Here is a 19,677-nt window from a genome sequence, read left to right as displayed (position 1 = left end):
TGTTTTCGGCGCAGTCACGACCAGCGAATACCCGGCGAAACCCCTCGGTTAGCATGATCCCACCCCGGCGACCACCCTCATCGCCCGCACACCGTGCCATATGGCATGAAAAGCGACCTATTTGACCAAAACCCAGGACATCGGCCAGAGAATTGATACCTATAGCATCGCGGGCGTTCTCGCGAATAAGCAGCCGAATACCCTTCGCCGCATGGCGCCGACCGCGAGCGATCCTCAGGGCGGCGGCGGTGGTGGTGACGCTCGCATTCCTTGTCGCGCTGGAGTTCGCCGCACGCCACTACGGCCTGCCGGGGCCGATGACCACTCAGGTCCAGGAAGTGGTGGTCGCACCCAAATCGGGCTTCCTGCTGTACGCCAGCATGGGTCTGATGATGGTGGTCCTCACCTGGCGGCAGCGTTTCATCGCGCTCGGTGTCGCGGTCGGCATCGACCTCGTCATCGCACTGATCCGGTGGGTGGCCGACGCTCCGGTCACCGAGGGCCACCCGTTCGGGAACGGTGCACTGTGGGTGATCATCGGCGTCACGGTCATCGCCCTCACCCGTCGCACGGGCCAGGAGCGCATGCTCCTCCTGAAGGGCGTCGGTCTGGGTCTGCTCCTCGTGACCGGGCGCAAGACCGGTGACACCTGGCTGCTCATCACCTCGAAGACGCGCCCCGATGTGCTCGACCAGTACATGGCCAACGCCGACCACGCGCTGGGCAACCCGTCCTGGGTGGTGGGGCGGCTCGTCGAGGCGACCGGCTCGGCCGGCGCCCATTTCCTCAACGCCGTCTACGCGCAGCTGGCGGTCGCCGCGGTCTGTGTCGCGCTGTACCAGCTGCGCAATGTGGCGACCGATCGCGTCTTCCCCGGCCACCACCTGGTGCGCACCTTCCTGGTCATCGGCCTCCTCGGCCCGGCCATCTACATGATCTTCCCGGTGGTCGGCCCGATCTTCGCGTTCGGCTCCGACGGCGGGCACTGGGCGGTGGCCGACATGTGGCCCGACACCGCCGTGCCGATCGGCACCCCGCATCACATGCCGTTCGACGAGATCACCCCGCGCAACTGCATGCCCAGCCTGCACACCGCGTGGGCCACCGCGATCTTCATCCACTCCCGCAAGGGCCCGAAGTTCCTCCAGTACGCGGGCGCCTTCTGGCTGGTCGCCACGCTGGCCGCGACGCTGGGCTTCGGCTACCACTACGGTGCGGACCTCGTCGCCGGTGTGGTGTTCACCCTCACGATCGAGACGGGCATGCGCGCGCTCGAGCGCGGCTGGGACCGGCCGGCCGTACAGCTGGTCGCCTACGGCACCGTGGTCTTCGCCGCGCTGCTGGTGTCGTACCGCTATCTGTCGCTGGAGATGGCCCACTATCCGTGGCTGTTCGGACCGCTCCTCCTCGTGACGATGGGATCGGTGATCTACGGCTACGTACGGATCACCCGGCGGTGGGAACCAAAGGCGGCGCCCGTGCCGAAACTGGACCCGCAGCCCGAGATGGCCTGAACCGCCGTCCGCATACCTGGGTAACGTTGGCCCGCACCACCCCGCCGGTTCGTGAACCGGCGGGGTGGTGCCGTCAGAGACCCATGGGCAGGACCGGACAAGGAGCCGCACCCAGTGAACGCATTTGACCGGTTCACCGACGAGCTGGACTACCCGGTGTATGTGGTGACCGCCGAGGCGGGCGGTGAGCGGGCCGGCTGTCTGGTCGGGTCCGGTTCGCAGTGCTCGATGCGGCCGGCCAGGTTCATGGTGTGGCTGTCGGAGCTGAACCGGACCTGCCGGATCGCCGCCGGGGCCGACCGGCTCGCCGTCCACCTGCTCCGTCGCGACCAGGACGCGCTCGCCCGGCTCTCCGGCGGTGAGACGGGCGAGCGTACGGACAAGTTCGCTCAGGTCGCCTGGCATCCCGGGCCGGGCGGCGTCCCGCTGCTCGACGAGGCGCCGGCCTGGTTCATCGGCCGCGTCGAGCAGCGCATCGACGGCGGGGACCACGTCGGGTACCTGCTCGCCCCGGAAGAGGTGGGGCATCCGACGGACAAGGGTTTCCCGTTCCTGTCCCTCACCGGTGCCATCGATATTCCGCCGGGCCACCCGGTGGACTGAGGGCCTGAGGGTCAGAAGTCGCCTCGCGCGGTCCGCTCGGCCAGCTTCTGGAATTCGCCGAGGTCGTAGTTGGCCAGGACCGAGTCCAGGTGCGTGAGGGCGCCCAGATACTCCACGAAGCCCTGCGGGTCGTACTCGATCTGGAGGGCCACCCGGCTCGACTCGTCGTCCAGCCGGTGGAAGGTGACGACCCCGGCGTGGTGGACGCCTTCCGTGGTCTTCCAGGCGATCCGGTTCTCCGGAACGACCTCGGTGAGTTCGGCGATGAAGCTCTTGTCGGCACCGGGGAGGGAAAGCTGCCAGGCGAACCGGCGGGCGTCGAGGGGCTCGACGTGCCGGACGTGGCTCAGAAAGGCGGGCCAGCGTGCGACATCGCTCCACAGGGCCCAGCTGACGGCGACCGGGGCCTTGATATCGACGGTCTCGACGAGCGAGGAAGACATGGGGACTCCTAGTCGTAGGTATGAGTGAGTGCCGCCTCGGGCGGCGGCAGCGGTGTTACGCGAGTGTGGCCAGGGTGAAGGGGTGCCCGGCGGGGTCGGAGTAGAGGCGGGCGTCGCGCGCGCCTCCGTTGTTCTTCGTGTCCAGGGGGCGCGCGCCGAGGGCGACCGCCTCCCGTTCCGCCTCGTCGATGTCCTCGCGGGCGACCAGGAGGCGCAGATGGGCCTGTTGCGAGTCGTCGGGCCGGGGCCAGCTCGGCGGGGCGTACCCGTGGTCGTGGCGGATGGCGAGGTGGATGCCGGACGCGCCCACGACCTCGACGAGGTCGGGGTCCAGCCCGGGGCGGATCTCGGCGCCGAGCAACGCGGCGTAGAAGCCGGCCAGTTCCTGGGGCTCGGCGCAGTCCAGCACCAGCAGACCCGATTTCGGCACCGCCATGACCGTCCTCCTGTTCGCGGGGGCTCGTTTCTCCGGATGCCGTCCGCGTACCCGCAGCGCCCCCGGACACACCCGCCAACAGTCCGGTACGCGACGGCGTCCCCGCGGGCGCCCCTGTTCACGGCATGCCTGCGGGACGGATTACGGGGCAAACGGCGGTCACCGGAAGGACCGAAGCCTTCCCCGCCGCCGAACAGGGGGATCGATCCCATGTCTGCCACCCAGCCGGAAAGACCCGTCCGACCGACGGCCGAGTCCCGTGCTCCCGCCGGGCCGGGCCGCTCCCCCGCCCTGACGACCGGTCTCCGCACGGCCGCGCTGCGCCTCGGCGCGCTCACCGTCGGACAGGCGGCGCTGATGGTGGGTCTCGGGCTCCTGATCACGGGGCCCGCGCAGGCGATCTGGCCGGTGAGTGTCGAGGACGAGGTCAACGAGGGGTTCGAGCGTCTGCGGACCGGCCCCCTGACCGACATGTCGTTCGTCGCGTCGGAGGCCGGGAACACGCTCACCATCATCGCGATCACCGTCCTGGTCTGTCTGGGCCTGGTCGTGATCCCCCGGCTGCCCAAGTGGCGGCAGGCCGTCTTCCTCGCCGTGGGCGTCTCGCTGCAGTCGCTGGTGTTCCTGGTCATCACCGTGTGCGTGGACCGCGACCGGCCCGATGTGGACCGGCTCGACGCGTCACCGCCGACGGCGAGTTACACCTCCGGGCACACCGGGGCCGCGACGGCGCTCTACGCGGGTCTCGCCGTCCTGGCCCTTCTTCCCGGTGGGCGCGGCCGGCGCCACAAGGTGCTCGCCGGACTGCTGCTGCTCATTCCGCTGCTCGTGGGGCTGGCCAGGCTCTACCGGGGGATGCACCACCCCACCGACGTCCTCGGCGGCATGCTGAACGGAGCGCTGTCCCTGCTGGTGGCGGGCCGGGCCCTGCTTGCCGAGGGCAGGGCCCCGGCGCCGGTCCCGAAGAACGCCATGGAGATCGCGCGGGAGGTGGCCGCCGAGCGTGCCGAGCAGGTCGCGGGGCGCACGGTGGTCGTGGTCAACCCGACGGTGACCGACGAGGAGCAGCGCGAGACGTTGCGGCTCGTCCTGGAGCAGTACGGCCGTCACGGGCCGGAGTTCGTCGACACGACGGCCGACGACCCGGGCGGCGGCCAGGCCGCGGCAGCGGTGCGCGACGGCGCGTCCCTGGTCGTGGTGTGCGGGGGCGACGGGACGATCCGGGCGGCGGCCGACCGGCTGGCCGGTACCGGGGTGCCGCTGGCCGTGGTTCCCTGTGGCACGGGCAACCTGCTGGCCCGGAACCTGGGCCTGCCGGTCGCACCGGCCGAGGCGCTGGCCGCCGCGCTGGGCGGGACCGAGCAGCGGATCGACCTCGGCCGCGTCGAGGGCGACGGCCTGCCCGCCACCCACTTCACCGCGATGTCCGGGGCGGGCCTGGACGCGGCCATGCTGGAGAACACCGGCAGTGCGGCGAAGTCCGCGATCGGCTGGCCGGCGTACGTGGTGGCCGGGCTGAGCAGTCTGCGGGCGCCGCGCATGTCGGTGTCCATCCGGCTGGACGGCGGGCCGGTGCTGCGTCGTACGGCGCGGATGGTGCTGCTCGCCAACATCGGGGACGTACAGGGCGGGGCCACGCTCGTCCCGTCAGCCCGGCCCGGCGACGGGCTGCTGGACCTCGCCGTGTTCGATCCGCACGGCCCGGGTGGCTGGCTGCGTGCCGTCGGGGCGGTGCTGCGCGGGCGCCGGAAGCCGGACGGCTCCGCCGGCGCGCCCGTGGAGTACTTCACCTTCCGCCACGCCGAACTCCGCTTCGCGACACGGCAGTCGCGGGAGCTGGACGGCGACCCGGTGGGGGCGGGCCGCCGGCTCGTGGCCGAGGTGCGTCCGGGGGCGCTGGCCGTGCTCCTGCCGTCGGGGGGTGAGTGATGGGCACCGCGACGCGGGTGCCGCAGACGCGGGACATGACGGGCGACGAGCTGACCGCGGACGAGGCGCTGGCCTCGCTGCGCCGCTACGGGCGCTGGCCTCTGGTGCGTGACTCGTTCGTACGTTTCCGGTATGCCGACGGCTTCAGCCACTCGCGTGCGCTCGCGCTGCAGACGGTCCTCGCGGTGATACCGCTGGTGATCGCGTTCGTCGGCCTTTCGGCCTCGCTGCACACCGAGAACGTGGGCAGGCTCGCCGAGTTGACGATCCATCGGATCGCGGCGGGCCCGAGCGCCGACGTGGTGGACGACGCGCTCGACCGCAGCCGTCGGCGCGCCGGGGAGGGGTCCCAGCTCACGCTCTGGTTCGGGCTGCTCTTCTCGCTGGTCAACGTGACGACGGCGATGTGCCAGATAGAGCGCGGGGCCAACCGGATATACGGGGTCGAGCGCGACCGGCCGTTCCACCAGAAGTACTTCCGGGGGCTGGTGATGTCGGTGACGGCCGGCATCCCGCTGGGGCTCGGGTTCATCCTGATGGTCGTCGGCGGCGACCTCGTCACGGCCGCCGCGACGGTGTACCACCTCAGCGGTACGGCGAGGACCACCTGGGACCTGCTGCGCTGGCCGATCGGTCTGCTGCTGGCGCTGATGTCGGCGAGCGCGATCTTCCGCCGCTCCCCGCGCCGCAACCAGCCCGGCTACACCTGGCTGGCCTTCGGCGCGGCCCTCTACCTGGTGCTGTGGACGGCGCTGACGTATCTGCTGAGCCAGTACCTCTCCCTCAGCGGCTCCTTCGACACGGTCTACGGCCCGCTGAGCGCCTTCATGTCGTTGCTGCTGTGGGCGTATCTGACCTCCATAGCCCTGTTCCTCGGGCTGTCCTTCGCGGCGCAGCTGGAGGCTGCCCGCGCCCGCCGGCCCGGTCCGATACAAGCCGATCCGGGAGCATGAATGGTTGTACGAGCCACCACACGCCTGCTGCGGGAGCGGCGGCGCCGGGCGGCGGACCGCGCGTTCGGCGTGCGTCTGCTGGGCGCCGCCGCCGTCGCTGCGCTGTCCGCGGTGCCGTTCGCGCTGGTGCTGGTCCTCGTCGAGGGGCACTGGCGGCCGCTGCGCGCGATGGACTCGGGTGCGGCCGGGCGGCTGCACCGCACCGCGCTCGACCACCCCGCGTGGACGAGCACCCTGCGCTTCCTGTCCGACTGGGTCTGGGACCCGCTGACGCTGCGCTGCGCGGTCGCCGTCCTGACCGGCTGGCTGCTGTACCGACGCGCCTGGCGGCTGGCGGCCTGGAGCGGGGTCACGGCGGTGGCCGGGGGCCTGACGGGGCTGCTGGTCAAGGTGGTCGTGGAGCGGGCCAGGCCGTCGCTGGACGATCCGGTGGCGCGGGCGCCCGGCTTCTCGTTCCCCTCGGGGCATGCGATGACGGCCACGACGTCGTTCGCGGTGATGCTGCTGGTCCTGCTGCCGCTGGTGCCGCGCCGCGCCCGGGTGGTGTGCTGGGCCGTGGCGGGGCTTTCGGTGCTCGGGGTGGGTTTCACCCGCGTCGCGCTGGGTGTCCATTGGTTCAGCGATGTGGTCGGCGGCTGGCTGCTCGGGCTCGCCGTGGTGGCGTCGACCGCCTGGGCCTTCGAGGCCTGGCGCGCCGACTCCGGGCGCCGGCGCAGCGAGGTGACGGAGGGCCTGGAACCGGAGCTGACCGAGACGGCCCCGGAACGCTGACGGGCGGACCTCAGCCCCCTGGGGCGGCGCGTTTGACGTAAGCGGTGACCAGTGCGGATTCGAGGCGTTCGACACCGTCGAGGGTGCCGACGCGCTCGGTGAGATAGGTGTCGAGGGCCGCGGCGTCCCGGCAGACGGCGACGGCCACCAGGTTGTGGGAGCCCGTCATGGTGCCGACGAAGGCCGCTTCGGGGTCCTCGGCCAGGGCCCGTGCGACGCGGGTGAGGCTGCCGGGCACGACGGAGAGCCGCAGCATGCACTGCACGGAGAAGCCGAAGAGCCCCGAGTCGACCTCGACGTCGAGCTGGAGAACGCCCATGTGGCGCAGTTCGTGCAACCTCCGGCGTACGGCGGATTCCGACCAGCCGATCCGCCGGGCGAGGTCCGGGTAGGCCGCGCGGCCGTCGGCGGCGAGGGCGGGCAGCAGGCGGCGGCCGAGGTCGGTCAGTTCCACCGGCCCGGGGTCCGCGGTGGCCTCGGGCGTGAGCGCGGCGATCTGTTCCTCTGTCAGCGCCAGGTTCCGGCCGGCCCATCGGCGTTCCATGACCGGCCGCAGCACGCGGTGCGCCTCGATGTGGCTGACGTACGGGAGACGGCCCAGCGCGGCCAGCGGTGCCGGGCCCTCCCCGGCGACGCGGAAGACGCAGCCGACCTCGGTGCCGCTCGACAGGACGGCCACCCAGGCGGTGTCGGGGCGGTGGGCCAGGGCGCGGGCGAGTGCGGTGCTGCGGGCGGGCGGTACGCGCAGCCGGACGAGCCATTCGGCGTGGCCGAGGCGGTGGCTGTTGACCACTCCGGCCACGCGGGCGATCCCCGCGGCCCGGAGCTTGCCGAAGCGCCGGGCGACGGTGCGGTCGGAGACGTCGAGCACTCCGGCGATCCTGCTGAAGGGGGCCCGGCCGTCGAGTTGGAGGGCGTGCAGGAGCCGCAGGTCGAGTGCGTCCAGCGTGACCGATTCCATCCGGGCAGTGTAGGCCGGTGTCGAATGCCGCCTGTGTGCGGCCGGTTGGAGGCCGGGGCCGGGCCGGCCGGGAAGCATGGCGGTCGTGTCCGGGCCGCGCCGGGTGTCACCCGCGCGGTCCGTGCGGCGGGTCTGCCGGCGGTGGCCGGTGCCCGCGCTGATCACCGCTATCGGAGGACCTCGTGTTCGAATCCCTCGTGCTTCTCGCCGTCCCGACGCTGGTGTTCCGCCTCCTGGGCGCGATGGGCGTCCGCCGGTTCGCTTCCTGGCGGGCCGCCGCCGTCCACGGTCTGGCGGTGCTGTTCGTGGCGAGCGGGGCGGCGCACTTCGTCCCGGACGGCGGGGGTGTGATGCCGAGCCACGACGACCTGGCGGCGATGGTCCCGCCGTTCGTCCCGCTCCCCCACCTCGTGGTGTACGGGTCCGGGGTGCTGGAGCTCCTGGGCGCCGCCGGGCTCGTACGGACGGCGACGCGGCCCGTGGCCGGGGTCTGTCTGGCGGCGCTCCTGGTGCTGATGCTGCCCGCCAGTGTGTACGCCGCCGTGGAGGACATTCCGCTGGGCGGCGATCCGGCGACCCCGCTGTGGTTCCGGATACCCGAGCAGGCGGTCTACTTCGGCGTCGCACGGGTCGCGGCCAAGGGCGATGGCGCGCGTCTTCCGGACGACCGGGCGCGGGCCGGGGTTTCACGGGGATGAAAGTTCTCACCCGGGTGGCGGAATCACCGCAGCTGGGCCACTTCTTCACTGGACTGGACCACAGAGGACGCCCCAAGGCCCTTTACGGCACAGTGGTGTTCATGCGTCACTCATGACGTGCACCCGTCAAGACGATGGTCTCGCCGCACTCCATGACGGGCCACCCCCGGAACACATCGCTACGCTCGGAATCGCCCCACATGCTACGCGAGTAGACCACTTCCGCTCACCCCCCGGAGGCTCCGTTGTTAACCATTCGCAGCCACAGACCCGCACTCCGCAAGCTGGTGGCCCTCGGGGCCGCCGGCCTGGGCATGGTGCTCGTCCCCACCGTTTCGGCGACACCCGCCTCGGCCGACCCGGCGCCGTCGTCCGCTGCCATTCCTCTCGGTGACGGGTACATGGGCGCCGGCTACCTCACCGACGGCGACACCTTCGCGCCCGACAACCGGCAGCTCGACCTCACCCCGGAGAGCTCGTCGTCCATCCAGGCCACGACGCTCCCCGGCATCGACGTCTCGCACTACCAGGGCTCGATCAACTGGTCGTCGGTGAAGTCGGCGGGTATCAAGTTCGCCTACATCAAGGCCACCGAGTCCACCACGTACAAGGACCCCAACTTCAACGCCAACTACCTCAACGCCTACAACGCGAAGGTGATCAGGGGCGCGTACCACTTCGCGCGTCCCAACCTGTCGAGCGGCGCCGCCCAGGCGACGTACTTCGCGGGGCACGGTGGCGCCTGGTCGCGGGACAACCTGACGCTTCCGGGGATGCTCGACCTGGAGGGCGGCTGCTACGGCAAGTCGGCCTCCGCCATGCAGTCGTGGATCCTGGACTTCTACAACACGTACAAGGCCAAGACGGGCCGTGACGTCGTCATCTACACCAGCGCGAGCTGGTGGAACTCGTGCACGGGCGGCTGGAGCGGCATGTCCGCGCGCAGCCCGCTGTTCACCGCGCACTGGACGAGCGCGGCGAGCCCGACCATTCCGAAGGGCTTCCCGTACTGGACGTTCTGGCAGTACACCGACTCCGGTTCGGTGGGCGGCATTTCGGGAGCCGTGGACCGCGACCGGTTCAACGGCGACGCCACCCGGCTGCTGGCCCTGGCCAACAACACCTGACGGGCAGCTGAATCGCAGGCCGGAAAGGAGTGCGGCCACTCGGTGAGGGCTTCGGCCCGCACCGAGTGGCCGCCCTTCCGTCTCAGCGGTCGGCGGTCAGCCATTCCTCGTACGAGGTGGGCGCGATGCGTGCGCCGGGTCCCGCGATCAGCTCATCGCCCCGCACAGCGGCGAACATGCCCGCCGTCTCGTCGGTGACGACGCTCCGGTGGTCCCGGCGGGCGGCCATCGCGAGGCGCCCGATCTCGACGAGTGGGAAGACGTCGGGCCCGGCCACGTCGACCGTGTCGTTGAGCGGTGCGGCGGTCGCGACGTCCGCCAGGGCGGCGACCACGTCGGCGGCTGCGATGGGCTGAAGGCGCGTGGCGGGAAGCCGGACAGTGTCCTCGTCGGAGGTCCACGACATGACGGCGTCCATGAACTCGAAGAACTGCGTGGCACGCACGATCGAGTACGCGGCGGGCCCGTTGCGCAGAAGCTCCTCCTGGAGCGTCTTCGCCCGGTAGTAGTCCAGCTGGGGGATCCGGTCGACCCCGACGATCGAGAGCACGACCTGGTGGCGCACACCGGCCCGCTCACCCGCCGTCAGCAGATGGCCCATGGTCGTGCGGAAGAAGTCGGGGGACGCGGCGTCGAACGTGGGCGAGTTCGAGACGTTGACGACTGTCTCCGCCCCGTCGAGCGCTTCGTCGAGCCCCTTGCCGGTGAGCAGGTCGACGCCTGTCGACAGGGAGGCGGGGACCGCGGTGTGCCCGGCCTCGCGCAGCTTCGCTACGAGCTGGGAGCCGATCAGTCCGGTACCGCCGATGACCGTGGTCTTCATGGACGAGCCTTCCGTGAGCCGGGTACGGCCGGCCGCCACCGTAAGCCCCGGTCCCCCGGCCGCACGTGCTGTCCCGCGCCGCCCGGCCGCTCATGACCCGGACGGCTCAGCGCCGGGTCGACAACGTCGGCTTCTTCGCCGTGGACGACATCGAGAAGGTCTGCGACCAGGAGCTGCACGAGCGTCTCCTGTCGGAGTTCCCGTCCTGGCTGCAGGCCGCCCGGCAGGCCGGCGTCGCAGGGGCCGTACGCGGAGCGGTTCAGCGGTCAGCTCGTGCTGGTCACGGGTGCCGCGGCCGGGATAGGGCGCGCCCGGCGGTGGCGTCGGGCGTGCGCGCGATCTGCTCGTCGATGAGGGAGACCAGCGTGGCGTCGGCCGGGGTCGGCGCTTCCGTGTGGTTGAAGTCGCCGGTCTCCAGGGCGCGTTCGTCGGCGGAGAGCAGGTCGAACGTCGAGAGGGGCACGCCGGGGCGGTCGGCCACGGCGTGCAGCAGCCGGTCGAGGTGGGCGGCGAGCCGGGCGATGTCCGCTTCGTCGAAGAGGTCCGTGTTGTAGTTGAAGGCGCCGCGCAGTCCGTCCGGCCACTCCATCAGGAAGAGCTCGACGTCGAAGCGGGTGCCCGAGGCGCGCAGACCGTAGGTCTCCACGTCCAGGCCCGGACCGGCGGCGGCCTGCCGCCCGGTGGCGTAGTTCTGTACGGCGAGCACCGCCTGGAAGACCGGGGAGCGGGAGACGTCGCGCTCCACGTTCAGCTCGGTGACATGCTGCGCGAACGGCAGCTCCTGGTGGGCGTAGGCCTCCGGACAGGTTTCGCGGGTACGTTCCAGCAGGGCGGCGAACGTGGGGTCGCCGTCGAACCGGGCACGCAGGGCCAAGACGTTGACGAACATGCCGGCAAGGCCCTCCAGTTCCGGTTCCGGGCGGCCTGCGACGGGCGAGCCGACGGCGCATTCGCGCTGGCCGCTGAAGCGGGCCAGGAGTTCCTGGAAGGCGGCGAGGAGCACTACGTGGATGGTCGCCCCGTGCGCTTTGCCGAGGGCAGCCAACCGGTCCAGGAGTGCGCGGTCCACCTGGAAGCCGTAGCCGGCCCCGTCGAAGGTCTGCCGGGGCGGTCGTGGCCGGGCGGTCGGGGGGAAGTTCCAGGGCGGGTGCGCCGTCCAGGTGTTCCCGCCAGTAGTCGAGGGCTTCGCGTGCCTGTGCCTCGTCCGCGTCGTGGTGTTGCTCGGCCGGGTAGGCGGCCGGGCGGGCAGGTCGGCGTCCTCGCCCTTCAGGTGGGCGGTGTAGTGGGCGGCGAGTTCGTCGCGCAGGACGTTGAGTGACCAGCCGTCGGCGACGATGTGGCGCAGGACGAGGCACAGGACGTGCTCGGTGTCGCCCGTACGGAAGAGGGAGACGCGCAGCAGCGGTCCGCGGGCGAGATCGAAGGCACGGTTGGTGCGCTCCGCGATCAGTGTCTCCAGCAGGTCGCCACCACCGCGCAGGTCGCGGAACTCCACGTCGACCGGGCCCGGTTGCGCGACCAGTGCGGCCGGGTTGCCGTCCTCGGCGGGGAACCGGCTCCGCAGCGCCCCGTGCCGGGCCACCACCGCGTCGAAGGCGGCCCGCAGCGAGGGCTCGGACGGTGTGCGGTTGCTTCAGGTCAATGGGGACGTGTGTGGAGCATGTGGGGGTGCGGAGCAACGCGGCGGCATGGGGATTCCGCGGCGGCCGACCGGTCTCGCCACCGGCGAGATCCAGTCATTCACGGCTTCAGGTATTGCGATGTTATGAACAGCGCAAGCATGCGTCAATGCAACACCTGTACATGCAAACGGAGTTGATGCCTCCAGTGGCTGTACAGGGCCCATGGGCCGACACCGGGCCGCCCTTCACCAGGCGTGATGCGCGCCGCATACCCCCGCACACCGATACGGTCGTGCGGCGATCATGTGATCAGCATGTGGACTTCCCGGCTTCCGGCGGGTTGTTCATCCCTTCGGCTGGACCTTGCCCGCAAACCCCGCCCACCGCGTCGCCGCATGTGGTGAATGGAGGCGCATGGCAGCAACCCCCAGCCCAAGGAGCGTGAACCACCATGAACGACACGGACAGCGCGTCGCAGAGCGTACAGAGGGTGTATGCCGAGCGGTTCGCCACCGATCTTGCCGACAACCGTGCGGAGCAGAAGGAGCTCACCGCGCAGATCGAGCAGCTGCGGTCCCGCCTGGACCAGCTCCGAACGGACGAGACCTGGCTGACCGGCATGCAGTCGGCCCTGCCCGGCGCGACGGCGCCCCCTCGGCCGCGCCGCGCCCCGCAGGCCGACGAGGCACAGGCCGGTGACGGCCACCCCGCCGCCAAGCCCGTCCCGAGCCCCAGGCCCGTCGGGCGCGCGAAGGCGAATCCCACCAGGGCAAGGGCGGCAGGCAGGAAGGCGGACACCACGGCGGCCGCCCCCCTGCATCAGCTCATCCGGGCACTGATGCCCCTGGGTGAACCGCGCCTGGTGCGCGAGGTGCACGCCGCTCTGACGAAGGCGCACCCGGAACGCGGCACCTCCGTACAGGTGGTGCGCAACACCCTGGAGACCCTAGTCAAACGGGGCGTCGTCGGTAAGGGAACGCAGAAGGGCGCGGCCATGTACACCGCGACCGAGTCGGCGCTCACCGACGAGAGCCGGGCAGCCGGCTGAGACCGCCACGGGCCGTCTCATACGTCCGGCCCCCGGGAGCGTGCTCCCGGGGGCCGGACGTATGATCCTGCGGCGTCAGACGGCCGTGATGTTCTCCGCCTGCGGGCCCTTCTGGCCCTGCGTGATGTCGAAGGTCACCGCCTGGCCCTCCTGGAGCTCACGGAAGCCGGTGGCGTTGATGTTCGAGTAGTGCGCGAAGACGTCCGGCCCGCCGCCGTCCTGCTGGATGAAGCCGAAACCCTTTTCGGCGTTGAACCACTTGACGGTTCCGCTGGCCATGCCGGTGCCTCTCAGTCGATATCGGGAGCCGCACCACGCGGTCCCAGTGGTGTCCTGATCCGCCCCTGCACAGCAAGGCGCCCGCGCCGGAGCACGGGCGGTTTCGGCGAACCACGACTTCCGGCAGTGACGCTACATGGCGAAACCCCTCTCCACCAGAGAGCAACGACTTCGCGTCGCGCCGGATGCCGGGGATACCCGCTGATGGGGCCACGGTGTGGCCGCGGCGAGTACCGCCGGGTGTGCGGTCGCCTCCGGATGGAGCAGTGGCCGCGGGTACGAAAAGGGTGCGGCCGGCAGGGGGGCTGCCGGCCGCACCGAGATCCGCCCCGCCTCGGCCCGGGAGACCGAGGTGGGTGACGGAAAGAGCCAGATCAGCGGACCGTTGGGCCGGCTCCGCTTCTCCGGGGGCGCACTACGGTTTGCTGGTCAAGCCCTTCCCGTCACCGTTCTGAACGGGCACGGGACTCCGGCTGAGCGCTGCCAGGAAGGACAGCAGGAGGCCCGCACGTCGGGCGCGGGCCCGTCGCCCCGAGGAGCCGCAGGTCACCGCCCGACGCTCTCCAGCATGGAAGGTAAACACCCCGTTTTCTACGTCCGGTTTTTAGCGCTAAACCACGTAGCGCCAACTAGGCTCACGCTCGGGCAACGTGGCTCGGCAGCGGGGGATTTGATCGCATGACCAACACCGACAAGGCGGCACTGCGCACGCTGCTCAGCGTCCGTCGTGCGCTGATCGACCCCGCCGGGCACGGCTTTCACCGCTCGTCCCGTCGGGGGCGCCGCGCTCCCGGGCTCTCCCAGCACCAGGTCGACCAGCTGCTGCACCGCACGCCCGGTACCTATCGCCGTCTCGAATCGGGTGCCTGGCCGAGGCCGGACATCGGCTTCCTCCGTGATGTGGCGACGCTCTTCGCGTTCAACGAACAGGAGTGGGTGTCGCTGTGCCGGTACGCCGGAATAGGCGACCCGCCCGGCCCCCTCACCACGCGGTCGGGCAAGGAGGTGCCGGCTGTGTGGCAGGAGGCCGTGGACGGAATGACCCACCCCGCGTACATCACGGATGCCTCGTGGGAGCTCATCACGTACAACGACGAGTTCTCCCGGCTGTTCCCGGGCAGGCGGGTCCCCACGAACACGATGCGGTGGATGCTCCTGGAACCCCAGGGCCGCGCCATGCTCATCGACTGGGAGACCGCCTGGGCCCCAATGGTCGTGCCCCAGTTGCGGGCGGCGCTCGCCGGCCGGCCCGACGACGAGGTGCTCCGCCAGATCGAGAAGGACGTGCAGGCCGACCCTCAGTGCGCGCCGATCTGGGAGTCGGGCGGCGCGCAGATCCATCCCGACGGGGACGCGCGGCCGGTGCGGCACGCCGTCGACGGCCCGGGGTGGGTGACAATGTGTGCGGCGCAGCCCATGGCCGCCCCCGGCGCGCGCCTGATCGTCCTGGTCTTCCATCCCGGGGAGCAGCACGCTCACCCGCGTGCGCGGGTGCTGCGCGCCCCGTAGGCCGTGTCCACGAAGGCCCGTCTGATGGCGGTCCCGGGGCGCAAGTCGGTTGACGGGCCGCCGCGGTACCGGTTTCCTGGCGCGATGACCGATCTTCGTATCGAGCGGGCGGACGACGACGCCTCGCTCCTGGACTGGCGGTTCGTCCACAACGCCGTCATCCCCACGGCCGCGCTGTCCGTCGCGGAAGTGACGGAGCGCGCCGGCCGCAACCGGCTGTCCGTCGCGCATCTGGATGACGTCGTGGTGGGCTGTTCCACCGTGCGCCCGCCCGGTGCCGAGAACCCGGTGGCGACCGTGATCGCACGCATTCTGCCCGCCCACCGCGGCCGGGGGCTGGGCGCGTTGCTGTACGCCCACGGCCTGGAGCTGGCCCGTGAGCTCGGTGCCGAGGTGATCGAGACCTGTGTACTGGAGTCGAACCCCGAGGGGCTGCGGTTCGCGTTGCGGCAGGGGTTCGTGGAGACCGAGAGGTACGTCCTGCCGGGCGACACCGTGCCGTTCATCGACCTGCGGCTCACCTGACGGCCCGGAGCGTACGCCTACCGGGACCCACCGTCCCGCTCGGCAGGCCCCGGTACGCGCGGAACGCGGTCAGGCGGTGTGGAGCGTCAGCCCGTACCGGTTCAGGATCTCGTTGATCGGCTGGTGCCAGGTCTCACCGCCGGAGCTGCAGTTGCCCCAGCCGCCGGAGGTGACGCCCTGGGCCTGGTCGCCGCTGATGAAGGAGCCGCCGGAGTCACCGCCTTCGGCGCAGACGCTGGTCTTGGTCATCTGGTAGACCGCGCCCTGGCTGTAGTTGACCGTCTCGTTGGTGGCCAGGACGTTGCCGCAGTGCCAGTGCGAGGTGGAGCCGGAGCGGCAGATCGACGCGCCGATGGGAGCCACGTTGGAGCCGCGGACGAGCTGGTCGGAGACGGTGCCCCAGCCGAGGACGACGGGGACCGTCCACCAGCCGCTGCCGACGTTGACCCACGCGTAGTCGTCGCCGGGGAAGGACGAGCCCTGGAAGTTGCCTATGAAGGAGCCGTCCCAGCCGCTGACCCCGGCGCCCGCCCGGCCGCAGTGCCCGGCTGTGACGAAGCCGCCGTAGACGGAGAAGCCGATGGAGCACCGCACGTTGCCCGTGTAGTACGGGTCGCCGCCCACGGTTCCGGCCGAGAAGGTCTTAGGCGCCTCCATGGTCTTCTCGACGCTGACGGGCCCGGTTTCACGGGCCTTCCGCACGAACGCCTGGACATCGTTGTCAGACTGCCGGGAGGCGACGACGTCGATGACGACCTTGTTGGCGCGGGGGTCGACGTGCCAGCTGCTGACGCCGGAGGGGGCGTCGAGCTTGTCGAGCTTCGCCTTGACCGAGTCGAGGCTCTTCGCGGTGTGGGACACCATCCGTACGGCGGCGCCCGTGGCACGTACCGCTGCCGCCTGCTCGGTGTCGGTGACGGCGACGGTGAGGTCGCCGGTCGCCGGGTCGAACCAGGAGCCGCCGTAGGAGGCGCCGGCGGCGCGGCGCGCGTCGGGCTGCAGTGCGGTGGCGGTCTTCTCCGCGGAGAGCCGCGCCCTGGCCTGGCTTTCCGTCAGGCCCAGGTCCTTCTGCATGGCGGTGAGCAGGCCGTCGGAGGCCGGCGCGGCGCTGGAGGGTGTGGTGGGGGTGTCCGCTGCGGATGCGGAGGGGAAGCCGGCGCCCGCCCAGGCTCCGAGGAGGAGTACGGCGGACAGCGCGGTCCTCAAGGCTGTGGTGCGTCTCAAGGTCTTGGCCCTTCTGTTGTTCCGGCTGGTGGGGGGAGGAACAGCAGGCGTCCGAAGGCGACTCTTTGAGAGCGCTCTCAGAGTGTGCCGTTCCGGACTGTAGCGGAAGAGTCATTAGCAGGTCCATGCCAATGACATGGGTGACTGGACGGGCCGCGCGCTGAGTAGGCGTACTCATTCCACGCGCCCGTTCCCGGCCTACCGTCACATCAGATGAACGAGCAGGTCCGGCCGCGGAGCGGGCCCGGGCCCGGAGCAGGGGGCGGGACACAGATGAGCGGATCGTCGAGACGACGGGCGGCCGGCACCTCACTGGCCGGGGTGCTTGCGTGCGCGCTCGCGCTGGTGCTGACGGGGTGCGGCGTGGTGACCACGAAGGAGGACCGCCGGTACGCCGAGAAGCTGGCCGACCAGTATCACCCGGGCGTTCTCCGCGTGATCGAGGCGCACACCCTGGTCCCGCATGCCAGCGGCTCGGAGATCACCTTCGCGATGACCGACGATCCCGACGCCGTGGTCCGGATGCGGGTGGACGCCGAGGCAGGCACCTGCAACACCCATGACTGCCGAGGGGTGATGGACGAGGCGGTGAAGCGCGGACGGCGGGAAGCCGCGGCGCTGCGCGTGCTGGTCGACACATTCCGGCGCTGCGGCCACGAGGTCATCGCCGTCGATCCGCAGACCGGCGCCCCCTGGATCGTCGCCTCCCCCACCAACGCCACGGTGTCCGCCCTGCTCAAGGACATCGGAGCGTGCGCGCGGCAGTGGAAGGACGGGACCGAGGTGAAGGGCGCGTCGGTCAACCTGGTCTCCCCTTCCGTCGCCAAGAAGCGGCCGGCAGGAAAGAAGTCGCAGCCGACGGCCATGCGCCTCGGCGCGGCCTCGCTCCTCGCGGCCCTGAGTGGGCACGCCTACTACAGCGCCGGCTACTCGGCGGACGACGGGCGCGTGGACCCGTCCTCGGGCAGCGCCCGCATCGTCCGCCCGTTCGAAGAAAGGCAAAAGTTCGCCGCAGCCGTCCACAGCGCAGTCGAGGACCGGCTCCGGGACGGCCATCCGCACGTGCAGGTGAGCGACTACGAGTGGGTGTGGCGCCTGGAGCCGGACACCGTCGACCGGCTCACGGGTTACGTCCTGTACTGCGAGGAGCCCGACGGGGACAAGTCCTGCCTGGGCGACCGGGCCGTGCTGGTGACCACGGACCTGGCCGGCACGCCCCTGGGCGAGCTGCGCCACGTCGGCAAGGTCCGCGAGGGCCGGGGGCCGCTGCAACTGCCTCAGATGTGAACCGCGGCGCCCGCCGGGTCAGGACCGGGCGGGACGGTAGGTGTACGTGTCCCACAGCTCGCGGACCGCGGCGCTGTCCCGCCAGTTCCCGGAGGCGCAGGCACGGTCCGGCGTCCCCCACACCCTGACCTCGCCGCCGCCCGGCGCCCAGCCCGGGTCGCCGGTGGCCGCGAACCCGGCCCAGGCCGCGGTCATCCGGTCCGCGAGAGCCCGGTCCTCGGCCGACGGGGCGGCGCCGCCGATGAGGAACCGGATACTTTCGTCGTCCACGTTGCCGAAGGCGAAGGGCACGTCCGCGCAGTGCCAGGCACGCACTTCCCCGCCCCCGCGGTCGAACCGGGACAGGAAGGCGCGGCCGCCCGCCGCTGTGTGGGCCTCCGCGAGCCGGCTGCTGTACACGCCGAACATCAGGTCCCCGTAGACGGCGAGGTGGAGGTCGTACGGTGCGGCGCCGGGCATGAGCGCGCGGTATCCCTCGATGAGGGCGGCGGACAGGCCGAAGTCGGCCGCGAAGCGGCGCAGCCGCTCGTCCGTGGGGACCTCGGAGGCGCTGCCGACGGCGTCCATCAGCCAGTACTCCTCGGTCGTGTGACAGACGAGCAGGTCGACGTCCCGGGCCGCTCCGGCGGTGATCAGGTGCAGCGGGTCGTCGCGCAGGAGGTGTCCGTCGGCGACGGGCCCGTAGATCACCGGGTCCCAGTGCAGCTGACCGGAGTCGGGGTCCTTGCGGTAGTCCCCGACGACCGCGTCCGAGGCCCGGACCAGTGCCTGCGGGGGCGCCCCGGCCAGCGCGGCCCAGGTCACGGGCACCCCGGCAGCGGCGGCCACACGTGCCGTGACCTGTTCGGCGAGTTCCGGGGCGAAGACGGGGCCGACCGCACTGTGCGCGATCACCCGCCGGAAGAGCCCCCGGGCGCCGCTCATCACCATCAGGCAGACCGCGGAAGTGGCTCCCGCCGACTGTCCGGCCACGGTGACGTCGTCCGGCGCTCCCCCGAACGCGGCGATGTTGTCGCGGACCCATTCCAGGGCGGCGATCTGGTCGAGAAGTCCACGATTGGCCGGGCAGACGTCGGCCGCGCCGTCGGCAGGGACATGGCCGAAGCCCTCGAAGCCGAGGCGGTAGTTCAGGGTGACGACGACAAGGCCGGTGCGGGCCAGGGCCGTACCGTCGAAGTCCGGTTGCGCGCTCGATCCGAAGGTGTAGGCGCCGCCGTGGATCCAGACCAGCACCGGCAACGGGCCGGTCGCGTCGGCGGGGGTCCAGACGTTGAGGCTCAGGACGTCCTCGTCGCCGGGCGACCAGGAGGGGGCGCCCGGCAGTTCGGCGGACTGCGGCGGAATCGGGCCGAACTCCGTGCAGTTCCGGACGCCGGACCACGGGGTGCGCGGGCGGGGAGCCCGGAACCGGTTCCCGCCGAACGGCGGCTCGGCATAGGGGACTCCGAGGACCGCGACGACCTCATCGGCCGGGGCTCGTCCGCGTACCGGCCCGGCTGCCGTCTCGTACACACCGCTGTTCTTCAACGTGCTCCGACTGCCCTTCGTTCACCGCCCCCGAGGCGGGCGCGGTGACCAGAATGGCTCACTTCCGGCGCCCGCGCGAAGGGACTTCGCCGCAAGTGATCACGTAGGCGGTCAGCCGGCCCGGCCGATGGCGCTGCGGAGCATGGCGACGGTGGTCGCCGCCGCAGCCCGTTCCGCTTCGTCCTCCGTGGCGCGCACCCGTTCCTCCAGCAGCACCACCGCCGCCTGGAGTACGCCGACGCGCACCGGAACGGTCTGCACGGCCGTCAGCACGGCCGCCGCCTGTTCGGCCGGCGTGGCGGGCGCGGCCTGCGGGATGAGGGTGGAGATACCGCGCCCGAGCGCGCGGTCGCGAGGCGGCTGGGCCGCGGGTGTGGTCACCGGAGAAGTCTGCCGCA

At 71.4% G+C, this 19,677-nt stretch carries 20 protein-coding genes and 1 pseudogene; 12 read left to right on the top strand and 9 right to left on the bottom strand.

What is annotated here, in order from left to right:
• Window positions 1–251: 251 nt before the first annotated feature.
• Both OG242_RS31265 and OG242_RS31260 read left to right on the top strand, forming a co-directional pair.
• Window positions 252–1,514 (top strand): phosphatase PAP2 family protein, encoded by a 1,263-nt coding sequence (locus OG242_RS31265; protein ID WP_405901361.1) that lies wholly within the window; start codon window positions 252–254, stop codon window positions 1,512–1,514.
• A gap of 114 nt (window positions 1,515–1,628) precedes the next feature.
• A complete protein-coding gene (locus tag OG242_RS31260; RefSeq protein ID WP_405901360.1) occupies window positions 1,629–2,117 on the top strand; it encodes a flavin reductase family protein in 489 nt (162 codons plus the stop codon).
• An 11-nt stretch (window positions 2,118–2,128) separates the two neighbouring features.
• Here OG242_RS31260 and OG242_RS31255 read toward each other — a convergent pair whose 3' ends face one another.
• A complete protein-coding gene (locus OG242_RS31255; protein WP_405901359.1) occupies window positions 2,129–2,560 on the bottom strand; it encodes an SRPBCC family protein in 432 nt (143 codons plus the stop codon).
• 55 nt (window positions 2,561–2,615) lie between these two features.
• Window positions 2,616–2,996 (bottom strand): VOC family protein, encoded by a 381-nt coding sequence (locus OG242_RS31250; RefSeq protein ID WP_405901358.1) that lies wholly within the window; start codon window positions 2,994–2,996, stop codon window positions 2,616–2,618.
• A 210-nt stretch (window positions 2,997–3,206) separates the two neighbouring features.
• On the opposite strand from OG242_RS31250, the gene OG242_RS31245 reads away from it, so the two are divergent.
• Genes OG242_RS31245 through OG242_RS31235 form a run of 3 tightly spaced genes read left to right on the top strand, consistent with a single transcriptional unit; the run spans window position 3,207 to window position 6,649 of the window.
• A complete protein-coding gene (locus OG242_RS31245; RefSeq protein ID WP_405901357.1) occupies window positions 3,207–4,925 on the top strand; it encodes a diacylglycerol kinase family protein in 1,719 nt (572 codons plus the stop codon).
• Window positions 4,925–5,878, top strand: coding sequence for a YihY/virulence factor BrkB family protein (locus OG242_RS31240; RefSeq protein WP_405901356.1), 954 nt, complete (start codon window positions 4,925–4,927; stop codon window positions 5,876–5,878). Before OG242_RS31245 ends, OG242_RS31240 begins: the two co-directional genes overlap by 1 nt.
• On the top strand, window positions 5,879–6,649 hold the full coding sequence (locus OG242_RS31235; protein WP_405901355.1) for a phosphatase PAP2 family protein: 771 nt from the start codon (window positions 5,879–5,881) through the stop codon (window positions 6,647–6,649).
• Window positions 6,650–6,659: 10 nt separating this feature from the next.
• Here the strand turns inward: OG242_RS31235 and OG242_RS31230 are convergent, their stop codons facing one another.
• The gene (locus OG242_RS31230) at window positions 6,660–7,610 is read right to left on the bottom strand and encodes an Lrp/AsnC family transcriptional regulator (protein ID WP_405901354.1); all 951 of its coding nucleotides are present in this window, start codon (window positions 7,608–7,610) and stop codon (window positions 6,660–6,662) included.
• 182 nt (window positions 7,611–7,792) lie between these two features.
• Here OG242_RS31230 and OG242_RS31225 point away from each other — a divergent pair, with 182 nt between their 5' ends.
• Both OG242_RS31225 and OG242_RS31220 read left to right on the top strand, forming a co-directional pair.
• Complete coding sequence (locus OG242_RS31225; RefSeq protein ID WP_405901353.1) at window positions 7,793–8,308, top strand: hypothetical protein; 516 nt, start codon at window positions 7,793–7,795, stop codon at window positions 8,306–8,308.
• 245 nt (window positions 8,309–8,553) lie between these two features.
• Window positions 8,554–9,435, top strand: coding sequence for a GH25 family lysozyme (locus tag OG242_RS31220; RefSeq protein WP_405901352.1), 882 nt, complete (start codon window positions 8,554–8,556; stop codon window positions 9,433–9,435).
• 82 nt (window positions 9,436–9,517) lie between these two features.
• Here OG242_RS31220 and OG242_RS31215 read toward each other — a convergent pair whose 3' ends face one another.
• On the bottom strand, window positions 9,518–10,258 hold the full coding sequence (locus tag OG242_RS31215; RefSeq protein ID WP_405901351.1) for an SDR family oxidoreductase: 741 nt from the start codon (window positions 10,256–10,258) through the stop codon (window positions 9,518–9,520).
• A gap of 110 nt (window positions 10,259–10,368) precedes the next feature.
• Between OG242_RS31215 and OG242_RS31210 the strand changes: the two are divergent.
• Window positions 10,369–10,494, top strand: a pseudogene (locus OG242_RS31210) (VWA domain-containing protein); the annotation flags it as partial.
• A 44-nt stretch (window positions 10,495–10,538) separates the two neighbouring features.
• On the opposite strand, the gene OG242_RS31205 reads toward OG242_RS31210, so the two are convergent.
• The gene (locus tag OG242_RS31205) at window positions 10,539–11,864 is read right to left on the bottom strand and encodes a condensation domain-containing protein (protein ID WP_405901774.1); all 1,326 of its coding nucleotides are present in this window, start codon (window positions 11,862–11,864) and stop codon (window positions 10,539–10,541) included.
• A gap of 467 nt (window positions 11,865–12,331) precedes the next feature.
• On the opposite strand from OG242_RS31205, the gene OG242_RS31200 reads away from it, so the two are divergent.
• Window positions 12,332–12,928: a hypothetical protein gene (locus tag OG242_RS31200; protein WP_405901350.1), complete on the top strand. Its 597-nt coding sequence runs from the start codon at window positions 12,332–12,334 to the stop codon at window positions 12,926–12,928.
• Window positions 12,929–13,003: 75 nt separating this feature from the next.
• On the opposite strand, the gene OG242_RS31195 is transcribed toward OG242_RS31200, so the two are convergent.
• On the bottom strand, window positions 13,004–13,207 hold the full coding sequence (locus tag OG242_RS31195) for a cold-shock protein (RefSeq protein WP_018523299.1): 204 nt from the start codon (window positions 13,205–13,207) through the stop codon (window positions 13,004–13,006).
• A gap of 678 nt (window positions 13,208–13,885) precedes the next feature.
• On the opposite strand from OG242_RS31195, the gene OG242_RS31190 reads away from it, so the two are divergent.
• Window positions 13,886–14,716: a helix-turn-helix transcriptional regulator gene (locus tag OG242_RS31190; protein WP_405901349.1), complete on the top strand. Its 831-nt coding sequence runs from the start codon at window positions 13,886–13,888 to the stop codon at window positions 14,714–14,716.
• 84 nt (window positions 14,717–14,800) lie between these two features.
• The gene (locus OG242_RS31185) at window positions 14,801–15,241 is read left to right on the top strand and encodes a GNAT family N-acetyltransferase (protein WP_405901348.1); all 441 of its coding nucleotides are present in this window, start codon (window positions 14,801–14,803) and stop codon (window positions 15,239–15,241) included.
• Window positions 15,242–15,310: 69 nt separating this feature from the next.
• Here OG242_RS31185 and OG242_RS31180 read toward each other — a convergent pair whose 3' ends face one another.
• Entirely contained in the window at window positions 15,311–16,465 is a 1,155-nt protein-coding gene (locus OG242_RS31180) for a S1 family peptidase (protein WP_405901347.1), read from the bottom strand.
• A 273-nt stretch (window positions 16,466–16,738) separates the two neighbouring features.
• On the opposite strand from OG242_RS31180, the gene OG242_RS31175 reads away from it, so the two are divergent.
• Complete coding sequence (locus OG242_RS31175) at window positions 16,739–17,752, top strand: SCO7460 family lipoprotein (protein WP_405901346.1); 1,014 nt, start codon at window positions 16,739–16,741, stop codon at window positions 17,750–17,752.
• A gap of 18 nt (window positions 17,753–17,770) precedes the next feature.
• Here OG242_RS31175 and OG242_RS31170 read toward each other — a convergent pair whose 3' ends face one another.
• A complete protein-coding gene (locus OG242_RS31170; protein WP_405901345.1) occupies window positions 17,771–19,264 on the bottom strand; it encodes a carboxylesterase/lipase family protein in 1,494 nt (497 codons plus the stop codon).
• Between the two features lie 126 nt (window positions 19,265–19,390).
• Window positions 19,391–19,660, bottom strand: a complete 270-nt coding sequence (locus OG242_RS31165) for a hypothetical protein (protein ID WP_405901344.1) — start codon at window positions 19,658–19,660, stop codon at window positions 19,391–19,393.
• Window positions 19,661–19,677: the final 17 nt, after the last annotated feature.

This window comes from Streptomyces sp. NBC_00727, assembly GCF_045161745.1.
GTDB lineage: Bacteria > Actinomycetota > Actinomycetes > Streptomycetales > Streptomycetaceae > Streptomyces.
Note: the sequence above shows the minus strand (reverse complement) of the source record. Positions and strands in the feature narration are given on the sequence as shown.